We start from the raw sequence: 20341 nt of genomic DNA, 5'->3' as shown, positions 1-20341 counted from the left end.
CCACGACCATGCTGAGGAGGACACTCGTAGCACCGACCCAAGGAGGGGCAGTGACCGCACAACCCGAACACCACGACGCCGTACCGCCGATGCGCACGCTCGCCGAGCTGCGCTCCGCCCTGAGCATCTGGGGCATCCCCGGTGACGCCGACAAGTTCGAGAAGGAGCTGTCCGACGCGGACCTGGACGACCTCACCCGCGTTCGCAGCATCACCCAGGCGTACCGGCACCGGGTGATGCTGCGGTGCGACCCGCAGGCGATGGCGGCCCTGATGCGCAGTACCGAGGACGTCGCCTTCGAGCTGGGCCAGAAGATGGCCGAGGGGAACGCCCGGTGACCCACGCGTTCTACAGCGACGCCGCCGAGAAGATCCTGCGGGGCGACCTCACCGTGAGCGAGCGGACGGCCGTCATGTCGGTGCGGGCTTCCCTCGAGGAGGACCCGACCCCCTCGCTCGCCCGCGGACTGCCGGACGCCGACCCCCGGTCCGAGTCGTACGCGATCGATCTGCTTCCCGAGCAGACCGGTGGACGCGGCATCACCGTCGTCTACCGCCACAACCGGGACTTGGACGCCGTGCTGGTCCTCTGGCTCATCGCCGGGCCCTGACCCCCCGCACCACCAAAGCGACCCCCGGCAGGGAAAGTGCCGGGGGTCGCTTCATGCCCAGACTAGGGCGCCGGCCTCCCGCCGGAACCCCCACCGCCACGACTCGGACCACCGCCGGACAGCCGCCGCCGAGCGCTACACCTCTGGCACTTTTGACCTCCGGTCCGCCGTTCGGACTTCGGGCCCGCTGACCTGGCCTCTTGCCGCCCGCCGTTTCGTCCCGGACGTAATAGCTGTACGTGGCACACCATGTGCATTGCTTTCACCTGCCGCACGGTCCCGCTCCACTCGGTGCTGCCCGATAGCGTGGCGGTGGGGGTTCCGGCGGGAGGCCGGCGCCGTCGGGTAAAGGGGAGCGGCATGGGGTGGGAGCAGGCGTACGCGCGAGGGGAGAAGCTGGCCACGGCGGATCAGGTGGTCGCTTCCGAGGGCAGCTGGGAGCTCGTGGGGGTGCGGGGCATCCTCGCGGTCGTGCTGGCCGCCCTCGGCGAGGGCGCCGCGGGGTACGAGGGGCCGTCGGTGCCGGTCGGCCGGTTGCTGTGGCATCTGGACCAGGGCCCCGAGCACGTCCGCAAGCTGGCGGGGGCCCTGTTCGGTGAGGATCTGGCTCAGGGCACGGATATCGACCCGGCCGCCGTGGAGAGGCCGCAAGAGCTTCGTCTGGACCGAGTACCGAGACCTCCTCATCGCCGCCCACCGGCAGCTCGGCGCACCCATCATCCTGGTCTGGGACAACTTGAACGTCCACAAAGACCGCCGAATGAAGGCCTTCATCGACACGCAGGACTGGCTCAACTCCTACCACCTGCCGTCCTACGCACCCGACCTCAACCCCGTGGAAGGGATCTGGTCGATTCTCCGCCGGACCACCCAGGCCAACACAGCCTTCACCGACCCGAGCCACCTCATGCGCCAGCTCCGACACGGCCTCCGCCAGATCCAATACCGCAGCGGCATCATCGACGGATGCCTCACCGGAACAGGGCTCACACTGACGACACCACGCCCAAAAACTCAGTAACCGCTGTACCGCTGTTCCCCGAGGCCGGTTCTCCACAGTACCGATGAATGAGGTCTTCTCGGCAACCTGGCGATTGCGGTGCGTGACGCCGTCTGGGCGAGGCAGCCCCGGCCGGGTGACCTGGCGTCAAACATGGGTGAAGCCCCTGGCAGGAACGGGTCTGCGCGGGGGCGCGCCCCCCAAGCACGGCCCGCAACCCCCTTCTGGGCTGGGGAGGCAGACCGCGCCTGTTTGCTGTGGGGCGGGTTCAGCAGCACTCGTCGGTGGAAATAGTCATGCGGACGTGCTTCATGCTGGGGCCGTAGGTGCCGTCACCGTCATAGTTGGCCCATGCGCCGTGGACCAGGTCATTGATCAAGTTCTGCGGTCCGAGGTTTGCTGCCTGATTACATGCGGCGAGCCCGTTGGGATCCGTGTTTGCCTGGCACAGGAACTCGCCGCCATCCGTAGTGAAGGTGATCAACTGCCCTGCGAGGGGCTGTCCGGTGTCGGCGCGGTGCAGGCTCGCTGACGCCGTGCGAATCGGGATCGGCAGCAGGCTCACCTTCGACATGTAGCCCTTGAGATAGGTTGGGATGAGCTTGGGCTGCGAGTCGTTGGCGTGGGCCGGTCCTGCGGCGGTGAGCATGGTTGATGCCAGGAGTGCGGCGGCGAGCATGGACGACGTCTTACGGCGCATAGACATAGGTAGGGATCCATCCTGTTTTCGGAAGAGCTACCTGCCCTTAACGAGGACGTCTCGGCTCGGTGACGGACCAGGGCTGATTCAAAGTCGAGGCGGCGGCCAGCCGCCGGGCCGTCCGAGTACCTGGCCGAGTCGGCATCAGCAGAGGTCAGGAGCCAGCCGACGGATGGAGGTGTTCTGAGTGCCCATCAGGTCGGGGTCGTGCGGCTTCGAATCTCAAGCTCCTGACCAGCAGCGATGTAGTCAGCCACCGACTTTGAATCAGCCCTGGAGCCCCAGAAAGGCCCCTGCACGTCCTGCTGACGGGCGATCAGCGGCAATGATCCCAGGGGCCCGCCGAGCGGTGGCCTGGTGTCGGCGGCCAGCGGGCCTCTTTGGTGCCGTAGCCGGCGAACTCCGCAGGGTCCAGGCCGAGCCGCGACCCGGCTGGGTCATGACGAGGATGAGGGCGAAGTGCTGCTGGGCTGGATCGAGCAGGTGGGGCCGGACTCCCCGCTGTCGGCCAATGTGCTGGTCAACCGGCTGGAACGCACGGGGGTGCAGCTCCTGGGGCTCGATGAGGACGAGACCTTCCCGGGGCGGGCGGCCTCATCCATGGCCATCGCGGCCGCGGCGGACAGTTCGGCGCCCACCTCCGTTTCCAGGGGGGGCGTCCGGTCTGCCCTCGGCCGGGCGGAGGTGTCCGTGATCGAGGTCCAGCGGGGCATGCACGACCTCCGCGTGGCCATCGGCGACGCGGAGGAGGAGCCGGACTGAACCCGGCCGGCGGCACCTTCGGCGTGGAGAGCGGAGGTGGACGACGAGCTCGGGGCCGTGGGCCGACCGCTCCACCCGCCACCGCTTCTGCTCGGCCGGCGGGGGAGGATCCAGGGCGCTGTAGTCCTCCCCGGGCACCGGGCCACCGAGTCCGGGTACAGAGCCGAGAAGGCCACCTGCTGCACTTCGGAGCGGGGCCCGTGCGGGGTGTCGACGCGGCCGGGCAGGCCGATGGTGCAGTCGTACCACCACCGGCCGTGCCGGTCCCGGCGTCGGCGCAGGACCTCGGCCTCGACCGTCTGCTGGCTCCGCGGGAGGGTGACCAGGACGACCGGGCGCCTGCCTGCGTGCTGCACCTCGTCCATGCCCCGAAGGGTAGGCGGCGCGGTCAGGAGTCGCGGTCCAGGGCCTTAACCAGCAGCGTGGCGAGATCCGCCGCGCTGTCCCGGGTGGCCTCGTCCAGAGGGCCGGGGCTCGATGCCGCCTCCAGGATCAGGGCAGCGGCCTGCACGAGGGCGGCGGGGAGCTGCACGTCCTGGACAGCGGCGATGAGCGCCGCCGCCTGGTCCGCCGGAGAGGTGGAACCCGAGCGGATGATGGCCCCGACGCCCTTGCCGAGGGAACGGGGACGGGCCGGAGATGTGGGTGCTGTGGTCACTGGGGAAGTGTGCCGCACGAGGCCGAGAGCAAGAGAGGTCATGCCCACCCATCGAAGGTGACGGTAACGACGAGCACCTCTGGCACTTTTGCATGGTCCGTGCTGACCTGCGCCGATCCCGCCTCAAGATCAACCCGGCCACAACTCTTGCATCACGAATGACCTAGGTTTCGTCCGTGACGAATCTTCAGCAGCCTTTGCCCACTGACAACGACGACCAGGAGCACGCCGACGTCCTCGGCGAGCGCGTGAAGACCACCGTGACCGAACGCCTGGTGCGCCGTACGTGCCAGTGGTGCGGCGACCCGATCGACTACTCCGGCGTCGGCCGGCCCCCGCGTTACTGCAGGGACTCGCACCGCAAGCGGGCCTCCGAACTGCGCACTGCTCAGGCCCGTGCAGACCGCCCCGTCGACGTCGGCGGGCGCACCACCGAACCGGTGCGGGAGGTCATCGAGCGCACCGAGACGGTCACCCGCACCGTCGTGCGGCGCGGACCGGGAGAGGTGCGGCGCATCCCCGCGGCGCGGTCGAGCGGTGCTCCGTACACCCTCCCGGAGACCGTGCGTGAGTGGTTCGAGGCACTCCAGTACCTCGCGGGCGATGTGCAGACGGGACGGTTCACCGCCGACCAGCGGGCGCTGCTTCTCGGCGCGTGCGAAGCCGTCGCGGGCGAACTGCGAGGCGGGTCGAGCCCCCTCTCCCCGCCCGCTCCAGCACCCGTCCCGCAGCCTCGGCTCTCCCGCGCGGAGCGCCGTCGACGTGAGCGCGCCACCCGTAAGAATCGCGGAGCCTGACGGCTTCTCACCGATGTCGACCTCGGGGGCACAATCCGCAGCTGTGCTCGCCGAGCCGGGCTGTGGATGTCCGTACCGGCCTGTCGAATTTCGCGAGTTTTGAGACCCCTCCTTCGCGTGCGCGCGCGAAGAGACGGACAAGCGGTACGTCCCCCACAGGGGACGTACCTTTGTCCTTTCCGCTTTTCAGGGGGTTTCCGGGACGGTCGACAAGGGTCGCTTGTCACGGTGCTGGTGGTGCCGTCTGCTGGGGTGTGGGCCGCGCTGGTCACCTGATGTGTCTGCGATCCGGCGGTGATCCGTCGTCGATCTGGTGCATGCGTCGTGCAGCCTGCTGGTGACGTGCCGGTCCGTCACGCCAGGACACATCGGCGGACAGGTCACGACCTGCGCTGACGCATCGGACACATCAATTCGGACCCCCCGCCGTGGCCCCGTTCGGCCGGCTCCATGGGGCGCTAGCGAGGTCTGCTAGGTCTAGCGGGCGGGCCTGCTAGACCTAGCAGGCCCGCTAGCAAGGAAGACCGGTCGTGAGCTGCGGCCTAGCACCTAGCAACGCGAATGGGCGCGGCACCCGTGACGGGGTGCCGCGCCCATTCGTTGCTCCCGGCGGAGCCGGGAGGAAGTACGCGTCAGGCTGTCGGCCGGTGCCAGGTGATGTACTCCTGGCGCGTGTAGTCGCGCGGTCCGCAGTGCGTCCAGATCACGTGTCCCGGCGGGTACGCACCGCGCCAAATGCCGTGCGCGCGGTCGTGGTCCAGCAGCGCGCACCCGGCCCTCTCAGCCTCGGCCTGGTCGTCGGCGTCGCCGCTCTCCTCGGCCACGCGGTCGGCGAGCGCGGCGTACCGCAGCAGGTACTCCCGCACCTCGTCCTGCCCGGCTGTGGAGTCGCCGGACGTGACTTGCAGCCGCAGGACGGCGCGGGTCTCGGCGGGGATTTCCGGGGCGTGGCTGTAGGCGTCGCGGAAGGTGAACGGCGCCGGAAGCTCGTCGGCGCGGCAGGGGGTGGGGTCCTCGGGATGGGCGGCGGTGCAACGGTCGGTGTCGGACACGGCAGGCTCCTCGGGTCGGTTGTTCATCGTGTCGAATGCGGGTGAGGGCCGGGGCCCCTTTCGCATGCGCGCGTCACGCGCGCATGCGAAAGGGCACCCCGGGGGCCGGTCAGTCGTCCTCGCCGTTGCCGGTGCCGCCGCGCATCTTGCGTTCGTGCCGGCGCTCGCCGTACGCGCCGGCCTCGCGCACGCCGTCGCGGGCGAGCCCGACGCCCTCGCGCCCGAGATCGGCCACGGAGCCGACAGCGGAGGCCCCGGCGGCGGCGACGTTCCCGGCGGCCGTGGCCACGGCAGCGACCGCGCCCATGGCGGCCGCGAACGATCCCCCCGTCGCGCGGCCGGCGGGCTTGGCCACCGGGGCGGCACCGGCCTTGCCGCCCTTGGCGGCGACGGCGGCGGCCGCGGACGACGTCGACGACGCCGCGCTGACGTCGACCCTCAGCAGCACGCCCTCGACGGACCGGCCCGCGGCGAGGGTCAGGCGGAACGGCTTGGCGGGCGCGGCCTTGGCGATTGTGTCGACCTGCTGCGGGGTCAGGTTCTCCACCTGGAAGAAGCACTGCTTACGGCGACCACCGTCGTCGGGGCGGTGCATCTGACCGCAGCTGGCCATGACGTTCGTGCCGGAGGGGATGAGCGTCAGCGCGCGGGGGACGTCGCCGGCGCCCCGGCCGGGGCAGCGCACGACGACGCCGTTCACGTAGAGCTTGCGGACCTGGATGACGGGCATCGCTGGGCTCCTATCGGTTGTTGATGGTGGCGGTCGCGGTCACGGTGGCCCTGCCGAACAGTCCGGCCGTCGCGGTGGCGGTAGCCGTCGCGGTCTGCCGCACCGGGTGAGCCTCGCTCTCGTGCCCCCGCCCGGTGCCCCGGCGGCGGACGACGGCGGCGACCAGGGCCACGATGAAGGCCAGCACCAGGGCGACCTTGGCGACCAGGAGGAGGGCGGCGGCCAGCGTCGCGGCGGCCTCGGCGAACACCCGCAGCGCGTAGGCGGCCATGGCCAGGGAGGCGGCGCCGGCGGTCATCAACAAAGCGGCGGTCTTGGCCCACGCGGGCACCGGCGTACGGACCGGCTGCACCTCGGCGGGGGCGGCCGGGGCGGCGGGGGCGTAGCCCCACACGCGGCGGCCGTCGGGGGTGATGACCTCCACCGCGCCGGGCATCGGGGCGGGCACCACCGGCGCCTGGGGCGCCGCGGGCACGACCTCGGCCTGGGCGGTGACGACGACCGGCATGGGCCCGTAGACGGCCGGGGCGGCGGGGGCGTGGGCGGCGGCGTACGGCGGGTGGTTCATGATCGTCGGACTCCTCAACACGCGGCAGATTTGCGGGGGTTTGTCGCATCGGGCGGGGCCCCGGGCGGCGGACGGATGCGCAGGTCAGGGCCTGGGGCGGACCCCCGGGCGGGGGTGGCGACCCCCGGGCGCCGCCCTGGGGTCGGGGGCGGCGCCCGGGGCGGTGCCATCAGGCGTGACCTGCGGTTCCGTGGTCTGCCCTGGGCACCGCCCTAGGGGTCATTTCGTGTTATTCCGGGCGGCGTTGAGGGCGGCCTGGACGTCGGCGAGCAAGTAAGCGGAGCCCTTTGTTCCGTCCGCGAACCGGGTGCCGGACTTCGGCTTGAGGTCGACGCCGGTGCCCTCCAGCTCCGTGGCGAGCGCGGCGGTCAGGGCCTTGCCGATGCGGGCCTCGTAGGCGGCCTGCTCCTCGTCCGGCCGCGGGCCCCACTGCCGGGGGTCGTAGTCGGCCAGGTAGGCGCGGACAGCGGCGGCGGGCACGCGGTCGACCTGGACGCCCTGGTCGTCGGCGGGGAACGCTTCCAGGACCAGGTCCAGCAGCCGCATCTCGACGGTGCCGGCGGCCGGGCGGCCGGGGCGGCCCGACCCGGTGGGGCCACCACCGGCGGAGGACTCGCCGGTCCGCGCGACCAGGGCCGCCTCGATGGGGTCGTGGAACTGGCCCGGGGCGCGGTTCCCTGCTTCGCGGAGTGCGCGGCCTGCCGAAATGATGGGCTCGGCCCCGTCGTATTCCTCGTCCTCGATGAAATAGCTGCGGATGAGGTCGCCGGGGACGCCGTCCATGTCGACGATCGCCGCGCCGCGCATATCGGCGCGGATGTCGTGGGCCCTCAGCCCGGCACCGGTCGCGCCCTCCTTCAAAATGGCGTTCGTCTGGGTGGGGCCGCCCGTCTTCGTCGCGATCCGCGCGCCGCTGTTGGACTTGTAGCCGCGCGGGATGGTGTTCGCGTCCGGGTCCTGGGTGGACACCAAGACGGTGATGTTCAGGGCGGCGGCGAATGCGGCCAGGTCCTCCAGCTGCTCCGCGATGCGGTCGCACGCCTTCATCGGCTTGTCGTTCACGATGACGATCGCGGCGCTATTCGTGTACTGCTTGTACTCGTCGACGATGACGAGTTCCAGCGGGAACTCCGCGAGGTCCTTCACGCCCATCTTGGCGCGCCCCTGGTCCTCCAGGATCTCCTCGCGCCGGTACGCCTCGGCCAGCAGGGCGTCCAGCAGAGCGACCAGGCGCTGGGGCCGCCGGCCGAAGAAGGTGGCGCACACGGGGGCGTAGCCGCGGTGCTCGCCCGGCTTGGCCCCGGCCACCAGGCGGATGTTGACGCGGGGGTCCAGGCCCAGGCCGCAGATGATGTTGCGCAGCAGCATGCCCTTGCCGGTGCGCGACATACCGCCCAGCAGCGCCATGACGTGCCGCAGCCGCAGGTGGATCGGCTCGCCGCGCCGGTTGTAGCCGACCAGGACGCCCACGTTCCACACGTCGACCGGCTCGGGGTTGGTCACCAGCGGGGAGACGCGGACCTCGCCGAAGGGGTTGGAGGTGGCGATCCACATCAGGCACTGGCCGTCGTGCTCGACGGGCCGGAAGTCGATCCACTCGGGCTGGACGCGGAAGGCAGCGGCGATTTCCTTCCGCTTGCCGATCAGGTCGTCGACGGTGACCACCGGGTCGTTCGGCAGGTTGAACGTGACCTCGGTGGCGTTGATCTGAGTGGCCCGCGGGGTGCCGATGATCTCGATCTCCTGGCCGCCCTTGATGACCTTGGCGCGGCGCAGGGCGTCCTCGATGCCCTCCTTGCCCAGCGGGGCGCCCTCGGCGAACGCGGCGCCGGCGTCCAGGAGCTGGAAGCTCTCGCCCTCGGGCATGCGGCGGGTCAGCTCGCGGCGGCCGAGCGTGTACATCACGCCGAACACCGGCAGGAGCGCCCAGGCGGACAGCACCGCTCCCCACGCCTGGGCCAGTGCCAGCACCGCCGCAATGTACGTGGTGCCGGCGGTGGCGCCGTAGACGACCAGGGGCTCGCGGCGCCGGGTCTGGGCCTCCTTGCGCCGGTCCGCGCGCAGGTCCGCGATGTGCTGCGGCCCGGCATTCGTGCGACGGACCCTGTCGGCCAGGTCGCCGTACTCCGACGCGGTCACATACGACCAGGCGTCGCGGCCGCCGACCCACGCCCCGATCCCGGCGACCCTCACGGCCCGGCACGCGTACAGCGGGGTCCGCAGGCCGTGGTACTTGATCCGGTGCCAGGCGACCGCCCGGCGGTGCTCCCACTCGGCGCGGCTGAGAACCCACGCGGGCAGCACGCGGGGCAGGTCGTGCGCCGGGCGCTCGCCCTGGTCGTCCTCGTCCTCCAGGACCTCCAGCACCATCTCCTCGGCCTGGTCCTCGTCGTCGCCGACGGCGGGCTTGGCCAGGCTGATGGTGCCGGTGGACAGGTCGGCGATCCCGGCGGGGGTGGTGTGGAGGTGGACGCGGGCGGTGGTGGCGAGGCGGTTGAGGGTCTCGGGGTCCTGGAAGGCGGCGAGGTCGATGACCGTGCCGGGGGCCTCGGGGGTGGTCTGCGTCATGATGCGGAAGTCCCTTTCTGGTGGGGCGGGCCGCGCCCGGTTGCCGTCAAACAGCGGGCGCGGCCCTGATCCCTACGGGTGGGTCTGGGCGAGTCGTGCGTCGAGCTGGTCGAGCGCGAGGTGCAGGGCGGCGCGGGCGGTGTCGGCGCCGCACCCGACCGCCGTGCCCTGGGTCAGCGAGACGCGGGCGTCCTCGGCGGCCTGCCAGGCCCGCACCGCGTGCCCGCTGGCGGGGACGTGGGCGGCCAGCTGCAGGTAGAGGAGGCCGAGTTCGGCGGCCGCGCGGCCGAGCTGCGGGTGCCGGGCGGCCGCCTCGGCGTCCGCGCGGTCGGCGAGCATGCGCGCCAGCTGGCGGAAGGCGTCGCCGCCGTCCTGGTCGGGGTTCACTTCTTGCCGCCCTTCTTGGTGTCGTCCTTCTTCGCGGCCTTCGCCTTCGCCCTGGCCCTGGCGGCCTCAGCGCTGCGGGCGGTGGCCTTGGCCATGTCCGGCGCGAACAGCACCACCAGGAACGCGACGGCGGCGGCGACGGCGGCCTGGTGCCAGGCCAGCTCGGTCGTCAGTCCGAGGGAGAGCAGGGTGTAGGTGCCGGCGGGGCTGGCGAGGATCAGCAGGCGGCGCGGCTGGTGCTTGCGCTCGGCGGTGGCGCTCACCGCTCAACCTCCGCCCGCTCGGCACGGACGGCGTCGCGCAGCCGGATCGCGTAGTCGTTGCGGCAGCCGACCGTCTCGCGGATCTTCTTCGAACTCAGGCGGTCGGCTCCCCCGAGGGCATCCGCGAGTGCGCGGACTCGCTCCAGGTCGGCCTCCTCCAGGGGCCGCTCAGGTGCCTGGAGCCCTTTACCGTCAAGGGATCCGGCCCTCTGGGCACCGCCCTCGCCGCCCCCCTGCGGGCCGCCCTTGGAGGAGGCCCCGGCACCGCCCTCGTCGCCGCGTCCGCCGGTCGGGAACAGGTCGGCCAGGAGTAGTTCGACGGTGATCCGCTCGGGGGTCAGGTCGGCCTCGGCGACGACGCCGGCCACCGTGCCCTCCGCCTCCAGGCGGTGGCGGAGGATCTCGGCGGTGATGCCGACCGGTGCTCCCTCGACGTCGCGCCACGCGGCCGCCCACACCACCGGCCGGGCCGGAGCGCCGGGCATGGCCAGCAGCTGGGTGTAGCGCTGGTGGACCTCGGGGAAGGCCACCGCGCGCACCGCCTCGGCCCACGCCTCGTCCCGCGTCAGGGTGCCCGGCGGGACGTGGGCCAAGAGCTGCTTGTACTCCTTGTACTGCTTGGGGAACGTGGCCTTGCGCTGCTTGTCCTGCTCGCGCTCACGCCGCTGACAGCCCTTCTTCTCGGCGGCCGCCTTCTTCTCGGCGGCGCGCTGGGCCGACGAGCGCTTGTCGACGGCGGCCTGGGCGACCAGCCACTCGCGGATCTCCCACACCACCGGCCCGAGGACCGAGGCCAGGGCCAGACTGACCCCGCCGACCGGCCCGTACTCCGCGAGACCGTGCCAGAGGTTGATTGACCCGGCGACCGAGGACAGGACCCCGGTCATGATCCAGAACGGCATGAGCGGCAAGCCCTTGCGGCGGGCCCACGCCGTGCCCAGCACCGCCGACCACGCCAGGAGTTCCAGGAAGGGGGGCACCGAGAGCATCGGCCACGGCACGTGCCCGGCCGGGCCCAGCCCCAGGAAGTAGCTGACCTGGCCCGGGAAACTGGCTGCGAGCCCGAACAGGGCCAGGACCGTGACCGTGAGCCGGTACCAGTGCCCGGACTCCGCCCGCTCCTCCCGCCGACGGGAGGAGCGGGCCCGGTCGGCGTCCTTGTCCCCCTGCTGAACCGCCTTCAACTGGCGATTCAGCCGGGCGCGCTTGACCTCCTCGGCCAGGGCGTCGGTCTCCCCCTGCGCTGCTGCGGCGGCGGCCTGAGCCTCGGTCAGCTTGGCCTGCGCGGCCAGCTGGGCCGCCTCGGCGCCGGTGCGGGCCGCGTCGGCCTCGCGCTGCTGCCAGCTGCGGTACTCGCTCACCGGGCCACCTCCACACGCTCACGAGCGGCGGCGTCGGCGGCGGAGCAGTCGAGGTAGGCGTCGATGTCGTCGGCCGACCACTCGGCCGGGTCGCTCAGGTGCCTGGCGCGGAACGCCGCGCAGGACGGGGCGTCGGTGATCAGCATGAGCATCAGCCACGCGACCTCGTTCGCGCGCAGCTCCTCCGCCGACATCGACGTCAGGATCTGGGTCAGGAACCCCACCGCCAGGCGGCCGCGGACCTCACCGCCGTTGGCCGGGTCCATCGCCATGGCCCGCAGCTCGCCGACCCGCTCGATCAACTGGGCGCGGGTGCTCCGCCGGACCTCGTCCAGCTCGGCGCGCAGGCCACGGATGGTTTCGGCGTCCTCGTCGACCACAAGCTCGTAGTTCTCGACCATGGCCAGGGCGTTCTCGCGGTCGTAGCGGAAGGCGTGCGCCTCGCGCAGGGCCGCGTTGCGCTGGTCGTGCAGTTCGGTGACGGCCCGGTCGAGGGCCGTAAGGGTCTGGGTACGGACGATGCGGATCATCGCGAGGCCTCCGGGGTGTCGGCGTGGCGGTCAAGGGCGGCTGCGTCGCGGCGGCGGCGCTGCTCGGCGGCCCACAGCTCGGCGCAGCGGGCGGCCCGGTGGGCGTCGGCGGGGTCCCGGAGCCCGTGCCGGCGGAGGGTGTCCGCCGAGAGGCTGCGGGCCAGGCCGCACGCGGCGATCACGGCGCGGATCCCGGGGTCGGGCCGCCCCGGCGGGCGGCGGCGCGGACGGCCAGGCGGGCGAGCAGAGCGGCGCCGCCCAGGAAGAGGCAGGCTTGGGCGACGGTGACCAGCGCGGTCACCAGGACGACGACCACGGGGGCGGCCAGGTAGACCAGGGCGCCCAGCAGCACGACCAGGGCCAGCGCGGCGGCCGGGTGCAGCCCGTCGACCTGGTCGACGACGGCGCGCATCACGCGGGCCAGACGGCGGTCGAACCTCACGCCGCCCACCCCCCGACCAGCACCTCGTCGGCGAAGTCGTGCCGGGCGTCGTTCCGGGCCTCGGGCTCGTAGCCACGCTGGTCGTCCTCGCGCTCCAGCTCCTCGACGAGACCCGCGATCACCTCGAACGGGGTGCCGGTCGTGATGAACCCGGTCTCGGTCATGACCAGCAGCGCGTCCAGACGAGCGAGTTCGTCGGACCTGCTGGTGTCGCCGCCCTGCGGGCCGACGACCAGGTCCACGTCGATGCCGAGCACGGCCGAGAGGTCGACGCGGTCGGGCTGGGTGAGGACGCGGGAATTACGGACAAACATGTGCGGGATTCGCCGGGCGCTACTGCGTTCGGGCAGGGTGGTACGCACGCGGAATCACTCCCCTTGTGGTGTGGTGTGGTCCGCCAGCGGCCCTGGAGCGTCTGACCACGCACCGGGGCCGCGCGCCTTTTCGGCACGGCGGAGCCGTTTCAGGCATGGCGGTGCCCCAGAAGTGCAGGGGCATGCCGGGTCTCTCACCGCCCCTCCAGAACTAGTTCTGAATGGCGATGTGACGATTAAGGCACCCTCCGCAACCGCTGTCAATAGAACTAGTTCTGGAGTCGACGACACGCCCGAGAGAGCCCGATAGGATCTCGGCTACCCAGACAGAACTAGTTCTGTAAGACTGGGGTTGACGCAGTCACACGTGAGAGGAGTCGGGCCGTGGCGGAGAACCAGGGTTCGAAGATCCAGCGCCTTGCCGCTGACCTTCGGACCAAGATTCATAAGGGGGTGTTCCCCCCAGGTTCAGCGCTGCCGAAGGTCCGGGAACTGCAGGAGTCGGAGGGCGTCGCGTACCAGACCGCTCGCGACGTGTACCGGGTCCTCGAAGACGAGGGCCTGATCATCTCCCGCAAGGGAAAGGGCACATTCGTCTCGCCGATCCTCGGCAAGATCCATCGGAACGGGACCGGGCGGTACGTCAAGGCCGCCCGTGAGGAAGCGGGGGCCCGCGGCGCGTTCGCGGGGGAAATCGCCCGGCTCGGCATGACATCCAGCTCCACGACCGTGATCACCCACGAGCGCCCCCCGTCACGGGTCGCTCAGATCCTCGGCATCCATCACTCGGCAAAGGCGCTCGCCAGAGCACGGACAATGCGCGCGGACGACACCGTGGTCCAGGTCGCGACGTCGTATTTCCCTGGTGACGTGGCCTTCGGGACACAGCTAGAGCAGCAGGACACCGGCGACGGCGGTAGCAAGTCGCGCCTCGCTGAGCTTGGCTTCGCTCAGGCCCGCATCCGGGAGTCCATCGACGTCCGGCCGCCGACCAAGGAAGAGGCGGCGGCTCTCGGCATCCCAGCTGACCGGCCGGTGTACGAGATCACCCACGTCGGACTCACTGACACGGGCCGTGCCGTCGAGGTCTGCCTCCACGTCATGCCCGTGACGCTCTGGTCGCTCAGCTACGAGTGGGCCATCGACCAGCCGGACGCCTGATCGTTCCGGCCCTGATCATCACATCGAGAGGAATCGACCTTGACCAGCAACACCGAGATCGTGCGCGACGCAACGGAGCGCTACCGGAAGGCCCGACGAGAGTCGGGCGAGAGCCGCGGTGCGTTTGAGACCGAGATCCGACGGCTCGGCGGCTCGCCCCGTGTCGAGACCACCGTCGTGCGCGAAGCCCCGCCCGCCGCTGCCTCAATCCTCAACGTTGAGGCCGGCGGCGTCGCAGCCGCGCGCAAGCGCCGCATGTACGACGGCGAGCGCCTGGTCCAGTTCGCCGACACGTACGTTCCCCTGGATGTCGCGGAGGCGGCGGACATCGAGAACCCCGACCCGGGGCGCGGTGGGATCATCTCGCGCATGGCGGAGGCCGGGTTCACGCAGGCTGAGGTGATCGAGGAGGTCACGCCGTACGCCGCGACTGACATCGAGGCCACGGCCTTCGGCGTAGAGGTGGGCGCTCCGCTGATCCAGATCGTCCACACCGGCTACACCGCTGACGGTCGCCCCGTAGAGGTGACGATTCACCGCCCTGGGCCCGGCTGGCTGCTTCGTTTCAGCGTCCCCGTCGACTAGCACCGACACGCACGGCCCGGGGGTCCTCCTCCGGGCCGGATCGTTAGAGGATCGTCCTCCAAACGCAAAGGCCCCGCTCGCGGCGGGGCCAGTACGTACCGCCGAGACGCAACCTCGGCGATCAAGCGCACGCAAGTCTGAGTAGGAGGCGCGCTCGCATATGAGCGTACGCAATAACCCGGGCTACTCGCACCGGGCCGTGACCGGCGACACGCCGGGGGTCACCCGATGAGCAATGAGGCCCAGACCTACGTCGCCACGCTCAAGATCGGCGACCTCACCGCCAAGTTCGTACTGGGCCGCCTGGCGGACCGGGCCGACGAGCGGTTCTCGTGCTTCCCTTCGGTACCGCTCCTGGCCGCGGAGGCGGAAAAGTCCGAGCGGGTCATTCAGCGGGCGCTGGCAAAGTTGCGGGAAAAGAAGCTGATCTCCGACAAGGAGCGCACCCGGCCGGACGGCTCAACGGCCTCCAGTCGGTACTTCCTGCATGGCCCGTGGGACCGGTACGGCGGCACTGGGGTGCCCTTCCCGACCATCACGACGCCGAAGCAGAAGCGCGAGGAGCGGTGGGCGGAGGCCCCCCGTGAAGGGTCGTTCCGTCCAGGCACGGCGGCCGCCGAGGCCCTGGCCGGTAAGACGAAGATTCCCGCAGGTCAGGTGTGTAAGGCCCCTGCGCCGGCTCCGGAGCACGAGAAGACGGCCGACGCCGCCGCTGAGGCCAGTGCGCACGTGAAGCAGGCAGAGCAGAACGTCCCGGCGGGCCCGGCCGCGGCCGCGAAGTCGCCCGGGAAGAAGCCGAGGAAGTCGGCGCCCACGAAGAAGCCGGGCAAGGTGCAGGCCCGGATGACTAAGGAGCAGGCTGCGGCCGTGGCGACGGTGGAGGCGGCCTGGCCCGCCGAACTCGCCGAGCGGCTGCCGAAGTACCGCCCGGACGTCATCCGGGACGCCATCTTGGAGGCGTTGGACGGCGGACGCACGGCCAGCCAGCTCGCTGCGCGGGTGCAACGGCGCTGGACGGCGCACGGCTACGCGGAGGCCCTGCTCCCGGACGGCAAGGGCATCGGCTCGCCGGTCGGTGTCGCCGTCGGTCTGGTCCGTCCGTCGACAGACTGCCCGGACCCGATGTGCGAGGACGGCGTCACGATCCACGTCGGTGACGCCTGCCCCAAGTGCGAGCAGCGCCGCCTGGACCGCAAGGCCGACCGCCGCCAGGGCCGCGTTCCCGACCAGCGCAAGGACCGGGGCGCGGCCCCGGAGTGGTGGACATGCGAGGGTCCGGACTGCGCGAAGCCCGGCAAGGGCCAGGCCCCTGAGGACGGCCTGTGCAGCACCTGCCGCGAAGAGATGCAGCGGGCGACCGCGCATCTCGCCGCCGAACTCGCGGCCGCCAAGGCCGAGTATCAGCAGCGCGCCGAGGCCGAGGTGATGAAGCTGCTCCTGGAGGAGGCATACGCCGAGCACGAAGAGCGCGAGAAGCGGGTCATCGAGGCACACGCAGCCGCCGAGAAGCAGCGACTCCGTGAAGAGTTGCTGCGCCAGCACCCCGAACTCGCGCAGTACGCAGCGTGGGCGTGAGATCCAGGCCGACGCCCACACGCTGATCTGCAACAGCACGGGCGGCCCGTCAGGACCCTCGCCACGCGGTCCTGACGGGCCGCCCGTTTACTCGTCGCTGCCGCACTCATGGGCGCGCAGCCGTGCGGGCCCGTCCGGCAAGACCAGAACGGCACAGCGCTCGGCGCCACACCGGCCTCGGACCGGTCAGACCGCGCGGCCTCGGAACTCTCTCCGCGGCCCGATTCGGGGTCACAACGGCGGCCGTGGCGCACTGGGCCTTAATTCGACTGTTTCCGCAGGTCAGACGTGGGGTGTCGTGTACGACACCCCACCGGCCCTGGAACCCCCCTTCTGTTAACTCGACTGTTTCCGCAGGTCAGCATGGGGTGACGTGTACGTCACCCCCCCCGGTGACGTACACGTCACCCCCCCCGGTGACGTGTACGTCACCCCTTTAACCAACAGCTACTAACCCCCACCTCAGAACCCTCAAATGCGCCTGCGGCGCGAGCCGCCGGTGACGCCCGTAGGGCTAAGTACCGGTAGTAGCGCGCGCGAGTTCGCGAGCGGCTTCGCCGCGACCGCCGGCGCCAGCGCCGAAACCCTCAGGCCCCCTCTCCGACCTCCCACATCCGGCCGCCCTCCCCACCCAAGATCACTACTAACAGGCCCGAGCACCCGCACCCCCGGTGCCCCTGTCCCCCACGGGTACAGGGGCACCGCCCCACCCGGACACCACCGCGACCAACCCCCCGGCGCTGAAAGCCCAGGTCGGAGCCGTAACGCCCGGCGGCGGACGGGTGGGCACGGCGCGGAGCGAGGCGCCACGTCGGTCCAGGGCGCTCGGGCCTGTTAGAAGTCTGAGGAGGGGAGCGCGGGCCCGTCACCCGTTCGGGTGACGACCGGGTCTGACCTGCAGGTTTACCGTTTCTGAGGTGGGGTGACGGGCCCGCGCCGTGGGGGTCGGCCGCCGTCTTCACCCGTCCGTTCGGGAACAGGACAGAAGGACGCCCTTCGGGCGGCGACTGGAAAGAGGTGCCCGGCGCGGCCCTGAGTGGTCATCTGACGGCCGTTCATGGGCTGGGTGGACTCCCGGGCTCTTTCGCGCTGATCGCCCGTCAGCGCGCCACACAAGGGCCTTCCTGGGGCTCTCCCGTACCCACACGCCGCGTGAGGTGCCGTCAGTCACCCGAAGCACGCCGCTCCAGTGCGAACGCAGTGGCGTCGGTCCGGACCACCGTCACCCGGGGCCTCCGAAGAGCCCGTCACTCAGGGGCGGTGCGGGCCAGGATCTCTGTCATCTCATCAGCCGCGGACATCAGCCGCTCTGCGTATCCGGGGTTGTCCACCGCCAATTGTCCGGCGGAGAAGGAGAGCAAAGGAAGCACTCGCGTGAGGACGTCCCGCAGGTCGGCGATGTGCTGGTCACGGATCTCGGTGCGGGCGGGCGTGATGGCCACGATCGGATCTCCTCGGTTCGCCAGCTACCAGGCTACCGAGCACACGTACCCCGACCGGCCCGGTACCCCCGTGGTGCCCGGGCGCCGGCAGCCTGCCTGCACGCGCCCAGAAACCCATGTCACTGCTGGTCAGGACCGCCACCCGGCACCGCACCCCGACCGCCACCTCCCGCCGCCGCACCGCCACCCCAGGTTGCCGGGTGGCGGTGCCCGGGCGGTGCCGGGGCGGTGCGGGGTGGCGGTCCCGGCGGTGCACCGGAACCCCGACCCGGACCACATCCCGCCAATCCGCACCCGCCCCACAGCACGCCCCCGGGGGGCGTGGCCTGCCACCCTTGGCCTGCCCTCATGACGGCAATACGGCATGACGGCATGCCGTCGACAGGCCTTTGACGTGCCACTAACCGGCCATCTGGTCCGGGCAGATCGGCCGGCCCCCTTGCGCCGGGGTACGAAACTTCGTACCCCCGACCAGGGAGGGACCATGAACCCCGCGAACCCGTCCTACAGCTACGGCGAGCACGCCCGCCGGGGCGGCGTGGACATCACCATCAGCCTCACCCCCGAGGAAGCCAAGGCCCTGGGCGCGACCGCCTCGGACCTCGCCGACTGGGTCGACACCGCCCTGTGGGCCCTGGCCATGCTCCGCACCGGCAAGAACCTCCGCCACCCCGAGCAGGCCGAGATGACCGCCGGCGACCTCTACACGGTCATCAACGACCTCGACGCCCGCCTCATCAAGCGCCTGGAGGGCATCCGCGACGCGGCCGTGCGCTCGCAGGCGGATCTCGGCGGAAGCCTCGGCGACCTCGCCCTCGCCATGGAGGTCCCCAAGAGCACCGCCCAGAGCCGCCGGAAGGTCCTCCGCGAGGCCACGCCCGGCTTCTGGGAGACCTGGGCCCGCGGCGACTTCGACACCCGCAAGGACATCCCCGTCAGCGACGACTGAACCACTCAAACCACCGCAACTACCTCAAGGGAGCGCAACCATGGGCAAGTTCCTGAGCGGCTTCACCAACACCGGCAGCACCGTGCACGGCGGCCAGCACATCCACACCCACCACGCCGACGGCACCACCACCACCGTCTCCCACCAGAACGGCCAGACGATGACCACGGTCACCGACGCCGACGGCAACGAGCACACCCGCTACAGCGACGGCACCACCCACACCCGCTACAGCAACCCCGACGACGTCCTCGCCGCCGTCAAGCGGGCCCACGAGAACCGCAAGAACCGCTGACCTCGCCCCGGGGCGGACGCCCCAGCAGCAACGACTGAACGCCTCAACCATCGCAACTCAACAAGGAGACCGACGAAATGGGTCTGTTCAGCCCGAAGTACCCGGCTGGCGCGGAGCCGCCCCGCAGGGAGTCCCGCGCAGACCGCCGCGTCCGCGAGCAGCACGAGCGCATTGACCGGCAGACCGCCGACGACTTCAAGCGGGCGGAGCGAGAGAGCAAAGAACGCAGCGCCCACGTCTGGGCCGACTACGAGCGCCGTCACGGCACCGGCAGCGTCGACTGGAACTGAACCGCTGATCACCCCCGGGGCGGCCACATCGCCGGCAAGCAGAGTCGGCCGCCCCGGGCCTCCCGCACCGACACCGACACGAGAGGTCCCCATCATGGCCGCCTTATTCGCCGCCGTCTTCATCGCCCTGTACGTCGCGCACTCCGTCGGCGACCACTGGGTGCAGTCCTCCTGCCAGGCCGCCGCGAAGGGCCAGCCCGGCTGGCCCGGCCTCCTCGCCTGCGCCCGGCACGTCCTCGGCCTCACCCTCACCAAGGCCGCCGTCCTCGCCCCCGTCGTCCTCGCCCTGCACCTGCCGGTGACCTCCCTCGGCCTGGCGCTCGGGCTCGGCCTGGACGCCGCCAGCCACTACTGGGCCGACCGCCGCACCACTCTCGCCCGCCTCGCCCGCATCTGCGGCAAGGGCGAGTTCTACAGCCTCGGCACCCCGGGCCACCCCGCCCACCCCGTGACCGCCGACGGCACCCCCGCGGCCACCCTCGGCACCGGCGCCTACGCCCTCGACCAGAGCTGGCACCACCTGTGGCTCGGCATCGCCGCCCTCCTCATCGCCACCGTCTGACCGTCCACCGCCGAACGGAGAAGACCATGCGCGTGACCCCCGCCATCTGGTCCGGCCTCGCCGGCCTGGCCGCGTTCGTCCTGATGCTCACCACCGGCGGCGACCAGTACCCCGCCTGGGTGACCCTCACCGCCTGCAGCTCGATGGCCCTGTTCGCCGCCGCCCTGACCCGCTCCCTCCTCGAACGGCACCGGGACCGCCAGGACCAGGACGACTGACCACCTCCACCGTCAGGGCCCGCCCTCCGTTCGGGGTGCGGGCCCTCGGCATGTCGCCGTCAGCAAGCGATCAGGGCGGCGGATGCCTCGCGCGCGAAAGGCGTGCACACGTGCACGTGCACACACGTGCACACGCGAGGGCAGGCCAGCGGCTGGCTTCTGTGGACCTGCGGAGGGCCGAAGGGGTCCGTACAGAAGTAGTCGGCATCCGCAGAGCCCTTGCCAGGCTCTTGCACCGCAGGTCAGACCCCTTGGCCGGGCCTTGCGCCAGTCCGTCCCGAGACAACCTGAGAAGCCACCTGGAAACCACCTGACGGGCAACCTGAGAAGCCACCTGAGAAGCAACTTGAGAAGCAACCTCCCTGGTTCGGCATTTAGTTGAGGAAACTCCCGTTTTGTCTGTTGTCAATCCGGGCTGCCGCAGATTCGGCCTCGGGGACCACCGGTACAGCCATTAACGCTAAGCACTTGATCTTTTGCCTCTAGCACAGATGATCAGTCCGGTATGCGGGTTCGATCGAA

At 71.1% G+C, this 20341-nt stretch carries 26 protein-coding genes and 1 pseudogene; 13 read left to right on the top strand and 14 right to left on the bottom strand.

Translation table 11 applies throughout. The features are described 5' to 3' along the window. Positions 1-50 precede the first annotated feature (50 nt). The 3 genes and pseudogenes from ACZ53N_RS31005 to ACZ53N_RS30995 all read left to right on the top strand — a co-directional run. Entirely contained in the window at positions 51-338 is a 288-nt protein-coding gene (locus tag ACZ53N_RS31005; protein WP_469144136.1) for a hypothetical protein, read from the top strand. Next, positions 335-610: a hypothetical protein gene (locus ACZ53N_RS31000; protein WP_469144135.1), complete on the top strand. Its 276-nt coding sequence runs from the start codon at positions 335-337 to the stop codon at positions 608-610. Before ACZ53N_RS31005 ends, ACZ53N_RS31000 begins: the two co-directional genes overlap by 4 nt. A 610-nt stretch (positions 611-1220) precedes the next feature. After that, positions 1221-1631: pseudogene (locus ACZ53N_RS30995) on the top strand (transposase); the annotation flags it as partial. A 247-nt stretch (positions 1632-1878) separates the two neighbouring features. On the opposite strand, the gene ACZ53N_RS30990 reads toward ACZ53N_RS30995, so the two are convergent. Beyond that, positions 1879-2289, bottom strand: a complete 411-nt coding sequence (locus ACZ53N_RS30990) for a hypothetical protein (RefSeq protein WP_469144134.1) — start codon at positions 2287-2289, stop codon at positions 1879-1881. 480 nt (positions 2290-2769) lie between these two features. On the opposite strand from ACZ53N_RS30990, the gene ACZ53N_RS30985 reads away from it, so the two are divergent. After that, the gene (locus ACZ53N_RS30985) at positions 2770-3072 is read left to right on the top strand and encodes a hypothetical protein (protein WP_469144133.1); all 303 of its coding nucleotides are present in this window, start codon (positions 2770-2772) and stop codon (positions 3070-3072) included. Between the two features lie 388 nt (positions 3073-3460). On the opposite strand, the gene ACZ53N_RS30980 is transcribed toward ACZ53N_RS30985, so the two are convergent. Beyond that, positions 3461-3730 (bottom strand): hypothetical protein, encoded by a 270-nt coding sequence (locus ACZ53N_RS30980; protein WP_469144132.1) that lies wholly within the window; start codon positions 3728-3730, stop codon positions 3461-3463. Between the two features lie 176 nt (positions 3731-3906). On the opposite strand from ACZ53N_RS30980, the gene ACZ53N_RS30975 reads away from it, so the two are divergent. After that, positions 3907-4527, top strand: a complete 621-nt coding sequence (locus tag ACZ53N_RS30975; protein ID WP_469144131.1) for a hypothetical protein — start codon at positions 3907-3909, stop codon at positions 4525-4527. Between the two features lie 632 nt (positions 4528-5159). On the opposite strand, the gene ACZ53N_RS30970 is transcribed toward ACZ53N_RS30975, so the two are convergent. The 11 genes from ACZ53N_RS30970 to ACZ53N_RS30920 form a co-directional block, all read right to left on the bottom strand. Further along, positions 5160-5579: a hypothetical protein gene (locus ACZ53N_RS30970; protein WP_469144130.1), complete on the bottom strand. Its 420-nt coding sequence runs from the start codon at positions 5577-5579 to the stop codon at positions 5160-5162. 109 nt (positions 5580-5688) lie between these two features. After that, the gene (locus ACZ53N_RS30965) at positions 5689-6309 is read right to left on the bottom strand and encodes a hypothetical protein (RefSeq protein WP_469144129.1); all 621 of its coding nucleotides are present in this window, start codon (positions 6307-6309) and stop codon (positions 5689-5691) included. 10 nt (positions 6310-6319) lie between these two features. Next, positions 6320-6877, bottom strand: coding sequence for a hypothetical protein (locus ACZ53N_RS30960; RefSeq protein ID WP_469144128.1), 558 nt, complete (start codon positions 6875-6877; stop codon positions 6320-6322). A 219-nt stretch (positions 6878-7096) separates the two neighbouring features. Next, positions 7097-9445, bottom strand: coding sequence for a hypothetical protein (locus ACZ53N_RS30955; RefSeq protein ID WP_469144127.1), 2349 nt, complete (start codon positions 9443-9445; stop codon positions 7097-7099). Positions 9446-9517: 72 nt separating this feature from the next. Further along, positions 9518-9832, bottom strand: a complete 315-nt coding sequence (locus tag ACZ53N_RS30950; protein WP_469144126.1) for a hypothetical protein — start codon at positions 9830-9832, stop codon at positions 9518-9520. Next, on the bottom strand, positions 9829-10095 hold the full coding sequence (locus ACZ53N_RS30945; RefSeq protein ID WP_469144125.1) for a hypothetical protein: 267 nt from the start codon (positions 10093-10095) through the stop codon (positions 9829-9831). Before ACZ53N_RS30945 ends, ACZ53N_RS30950 begins: the two co-directional genes overlap by 4 nt. Further along, the gene (locus ACZ53N_RS30940) at positions 10092-11456 is read right to left on the bottom strand and encodes a hypothetical protein (RefSeq protein ID WP_469144124.1); all 1365 of its coding nucleotides are present in this window, start codon (positions 11454-11456) and stop codon (positions 10092-10094) included. Before ACZ53N_RS30940 ends, ACZ53N_RS30945 begins: the two co-directional genes overlap by 4 nt. Further along, the gene (locus ACZ53N_RS30935) at positions 11453-11986 is read right to left on the bottom strand and encodes a hypothetical protein (RefSeq protein WP_469144123.1); all 534 of its coding nucleotides are present in this window, start codon (positions 11984-11986) and stop codon (positions 11453-11455) included. Before ACZ53N_RS30935 ends, ACZ53N_RS30940 begins: the two co-directional genes overlap by 4 nt. After that, positions 11983-12168 (bottom strand): hypothetical protein, encoded by a 186-nt coding sequence (locus ACZ53N_RS30930; protein ID WP_469144122.1) that lies wholly within the window; start codon positions 12166-12168, stop codon positions 11983-11985. Before ACZ53N_RS30930 ends, ACZ53N_RS30935 begins: the two co-directional genes overlap by 4 nt. Next, positions 12165-12428 carry a hypothetical protein gene (locus ACZ53N_RS30925; protein WP_469144121.1) on the bottom strand — a complete coding sequence of 88 codons (264 nt, stop codon included), beginning with the start codon at positions 12426-12428 and terminating at the stop codon, positions 12165-12167. Before ACZ53N_RS30925 ends, ACZ53N_RS30930 begins: the two co-directional genes overlap by 4 nt. Beyond that, positions 12425-12742, bottom strand: a complete 318-nt coding sequence (locus ACZ53N_RS30920) for a hypothetical protein (protein ID WP_469144120.1) — start codon at positions 12740-12742, stop codon at positions 12425-12427. Before ACZ53N_RS30920 ends, ACZ53N_RS30925 begins: the two co-directional genes overlap by 4 nt. 384 nt (positions 12743-13126) lie before the next feature. Here ACZ53N_RS30920 and ACZ53N_RS30915 point away from each other — a divergent pair, with 384 nt between their 5' ends. The 3 genes from ACZ53N_RS30915 (at position 13127) to ACZ53N_RS30905 (ending at position 16063) form a co-directional block, all read left to right on the top strand. Then, positions 13127-13903, top strand: a complete 777-nt coding sequence (locus ACZ53N_RS30915; protein WP_469144119.1) for a GntR family transcriptional regulator — start codon at positions 13127-13129, stop codon at positions 13901-13903. A gap of 39 nt (positions 13904-13942) precedes the next feature. Then, positions 13943-14488: a UTRA domain-containing protein gene (locus ACZ53N_RS30910; protein ID WP_469144118.1), complete on the top strand. Its 546-nt coding sequence runs from the start codon at positions 13943-13945 to the stop codon at positions 14486-14488. 228 nt (positions 14489-14716) lie between these two features. Further along, positions 14717-16063: a helix-turn-helix domain-containing protein gene (locus tag ACZ53N_RS30905; RefSeq protein WP_469144117.1), complete on the top strand. Its 1347-nt coding sequence runs from the start codon at positions 14717-14719 to the stop codon at positions 16061-16063. A 1247-nt stretch (positions 16064-17310) separates the two neighbouring features. On the opposite strand, the gene ACZ53N_RS30900 is transcribed toward ACZ53N_RS30905, so the two are convergent. Further along, positions 17311-17505: a hypothetical protein gene (locus ACZ53N_RS30900; RefSeq protein WP_469144116.1), complete on the bottom strand. Its 195-nt coding sequence runs from the start codon at positions 17503-17505 to the stop codon at positions 17311-17313. A gap of 484 nt (positions 17506-17989) precedes the next feature. Here ACZ53N_RS30900 and ACZ53N_RS30895 point away from each other — a divergent pair, with 484 nt between their 5' ends. The 5 genes from ACZ53N_RS30895 to ACZ53N_RS30875 all read left to right on the top strand — a co-directional run bounded on the left by ACZ53N_RS30895 (position 17990) and on the right by ACZ53N_RS30875 (position 19819). Next, a complete protein-coding gene (locus tag ACZ53N_RS30895) occupies positions 17990-18454 on the top strand; it encodes a hypothetical protein (RefSeq protein WP_469144115.1) in 465 nt (154 codons plus the stop codon). 40 nt (positions 18455-18494) lie between these two features. Further along, complete coding sequence (locus ACZ53N_RS30890; protein WP_469144114.1) at positions 18495-18749, top strand: hypothetical protein; 255 nt, start codon at positions 18495-18497, stop codon at positions 18747-18749. A gap of 77 nt (positions 18750-18826) precedes the next feature. Then, positions 18827-19039, top strand: a complete 213-nt coding sequence (locus ACZ53N_RS30885; RefSeq protein ID WP_469144113.1) for a hypothetical protein — start codon at positions 18827-18829, stop codon at positions 19037-19039. Positions 19040-19133: 94 nt separating this feature from the next. Beyond that, a complete protein-coding gene (locus ACZ53N_RS30880) occupies positions 19134-19601 on the top strand; it encodes a transcriptional regulator (protein ID WP_469144112.1) in 468 nt (155 codons plus the stop codon). Between the two features lie 26 nt (positions 19602-19627). Further along, positions 19628-19819, top strand: coding sequence for a hypothetical protein (locus tag ACZ53N_RS30875; RefSeq protein ID WP_469144111.1), 192 nt, complete (start codon positions 19628-19630; stop codon positions 19817-19819). The last annotated feature ends 522 nt before the right edge of the window (positions 19820-20341 follow it).

It is taken from the genome of Streptomyces sp. NPDC033229, assembly GCF_055576875.1.
Note: the sequence above shows the minus strand (reverse complement) of the source record. Positions and strands in the feature narration are given on the sequence as shown.

What these genes read in the sequence shown, in the direction of transcription:
- ACZ53N_RS30890 (WP_469144114.1), top strand. Translation starts at nt 18,495, where the DNA reads ATGGGCAAGTTCCTGAGCGGCTTCACCAACACCGGCAGCACCGTGCAC.
- ACZ53N_RS30965 (WP_469144129.1), bottom strand. Translation starts at nt 6,309, where the DNA reads ATGCCCGTCATCCAGGTCCGCAAGCTCTACGTGAACGGCGTCGTCGTG.
- ACZ53N_RS30905 (WP_469144117.1), top strand. Translation starts at nt 14,717, where the DNA reads ATGAGCAATGAGGCCCAGACCTACGTCGCCACGCTCAAGATCGGCGAC.
- ACZ53N_RS30895 (WP_469144115.1), top strand. Translation starts at nt 17,990, where the DNA reads ATGAACCCCGCGAACCCGTCCTACAGCTACGGCGAGCACGCCCGCCGG.
- ACZ53N_RS30920 (WP_469144120.1), bottom strand. Translation starts at nt 12,742, where the DNA reads ATGTTTGTCCGTAATTCCCGCGTCCTCACCCAGCCCGACCGCGTCGAC.
- ACZ53N_RS30880 (WP_469144112.1), top strand. Translation starts at nt 19,134, where the DNA reads ATGGCCGCCTTATTCGCCGCCGTCTTCATCGCCCTGTACGTCGCGCAC.
- ACZ53N_RS30990 (WP_469144134.1), bottom strand. Translation starts at nt 2,289, where the DNA reads ATGCTCGCCGCCGCACTCCTGGCATCAACCATGCTCACCGCCGCAGGA.
- ACZ53N_RS30935 (WP_469144123.1), bottom strand. Translation starts at nt 11,986, where the DNA reads ATGATCCGCATCGTCCGTACCCAGACCCTTACGGCCCTCGACCGGGCC.
- ACZ53N_RS30955 (WP_469144127.1), bottom strand. Translation starts at nt 9,445, where the DNA reads ATGACGCAGACCACCCCCGAGGCCCCCGGCACGGTCATCGACCTCGCC.
- ACZ53N_RS30875 (WP_469144111.1), top strand. Translation starts at nt 19,628, where the DNA reads ATGCGCGTGACCCCCGCCATCTGGTCCGGCCTCGCCGGCCTGGCCGCG.
- ACZ53N_RS30885 (WP_469144113.1), top strand. Translation starts at nt 18,827, where the DNA reads ATGGGTCTGTTCAGCCCGAAGTACCCGGCTGGCGCGGAGCCGCCCCGC.
- ACZ53N_RS30960 (WP_469144128.1), bottom strand. Translation starts at nt 6,877, where the DNA reads ATGAACCACCCGCCGTACGCCGCCGCCCACGCCCCCGCCGCCCCGGCC.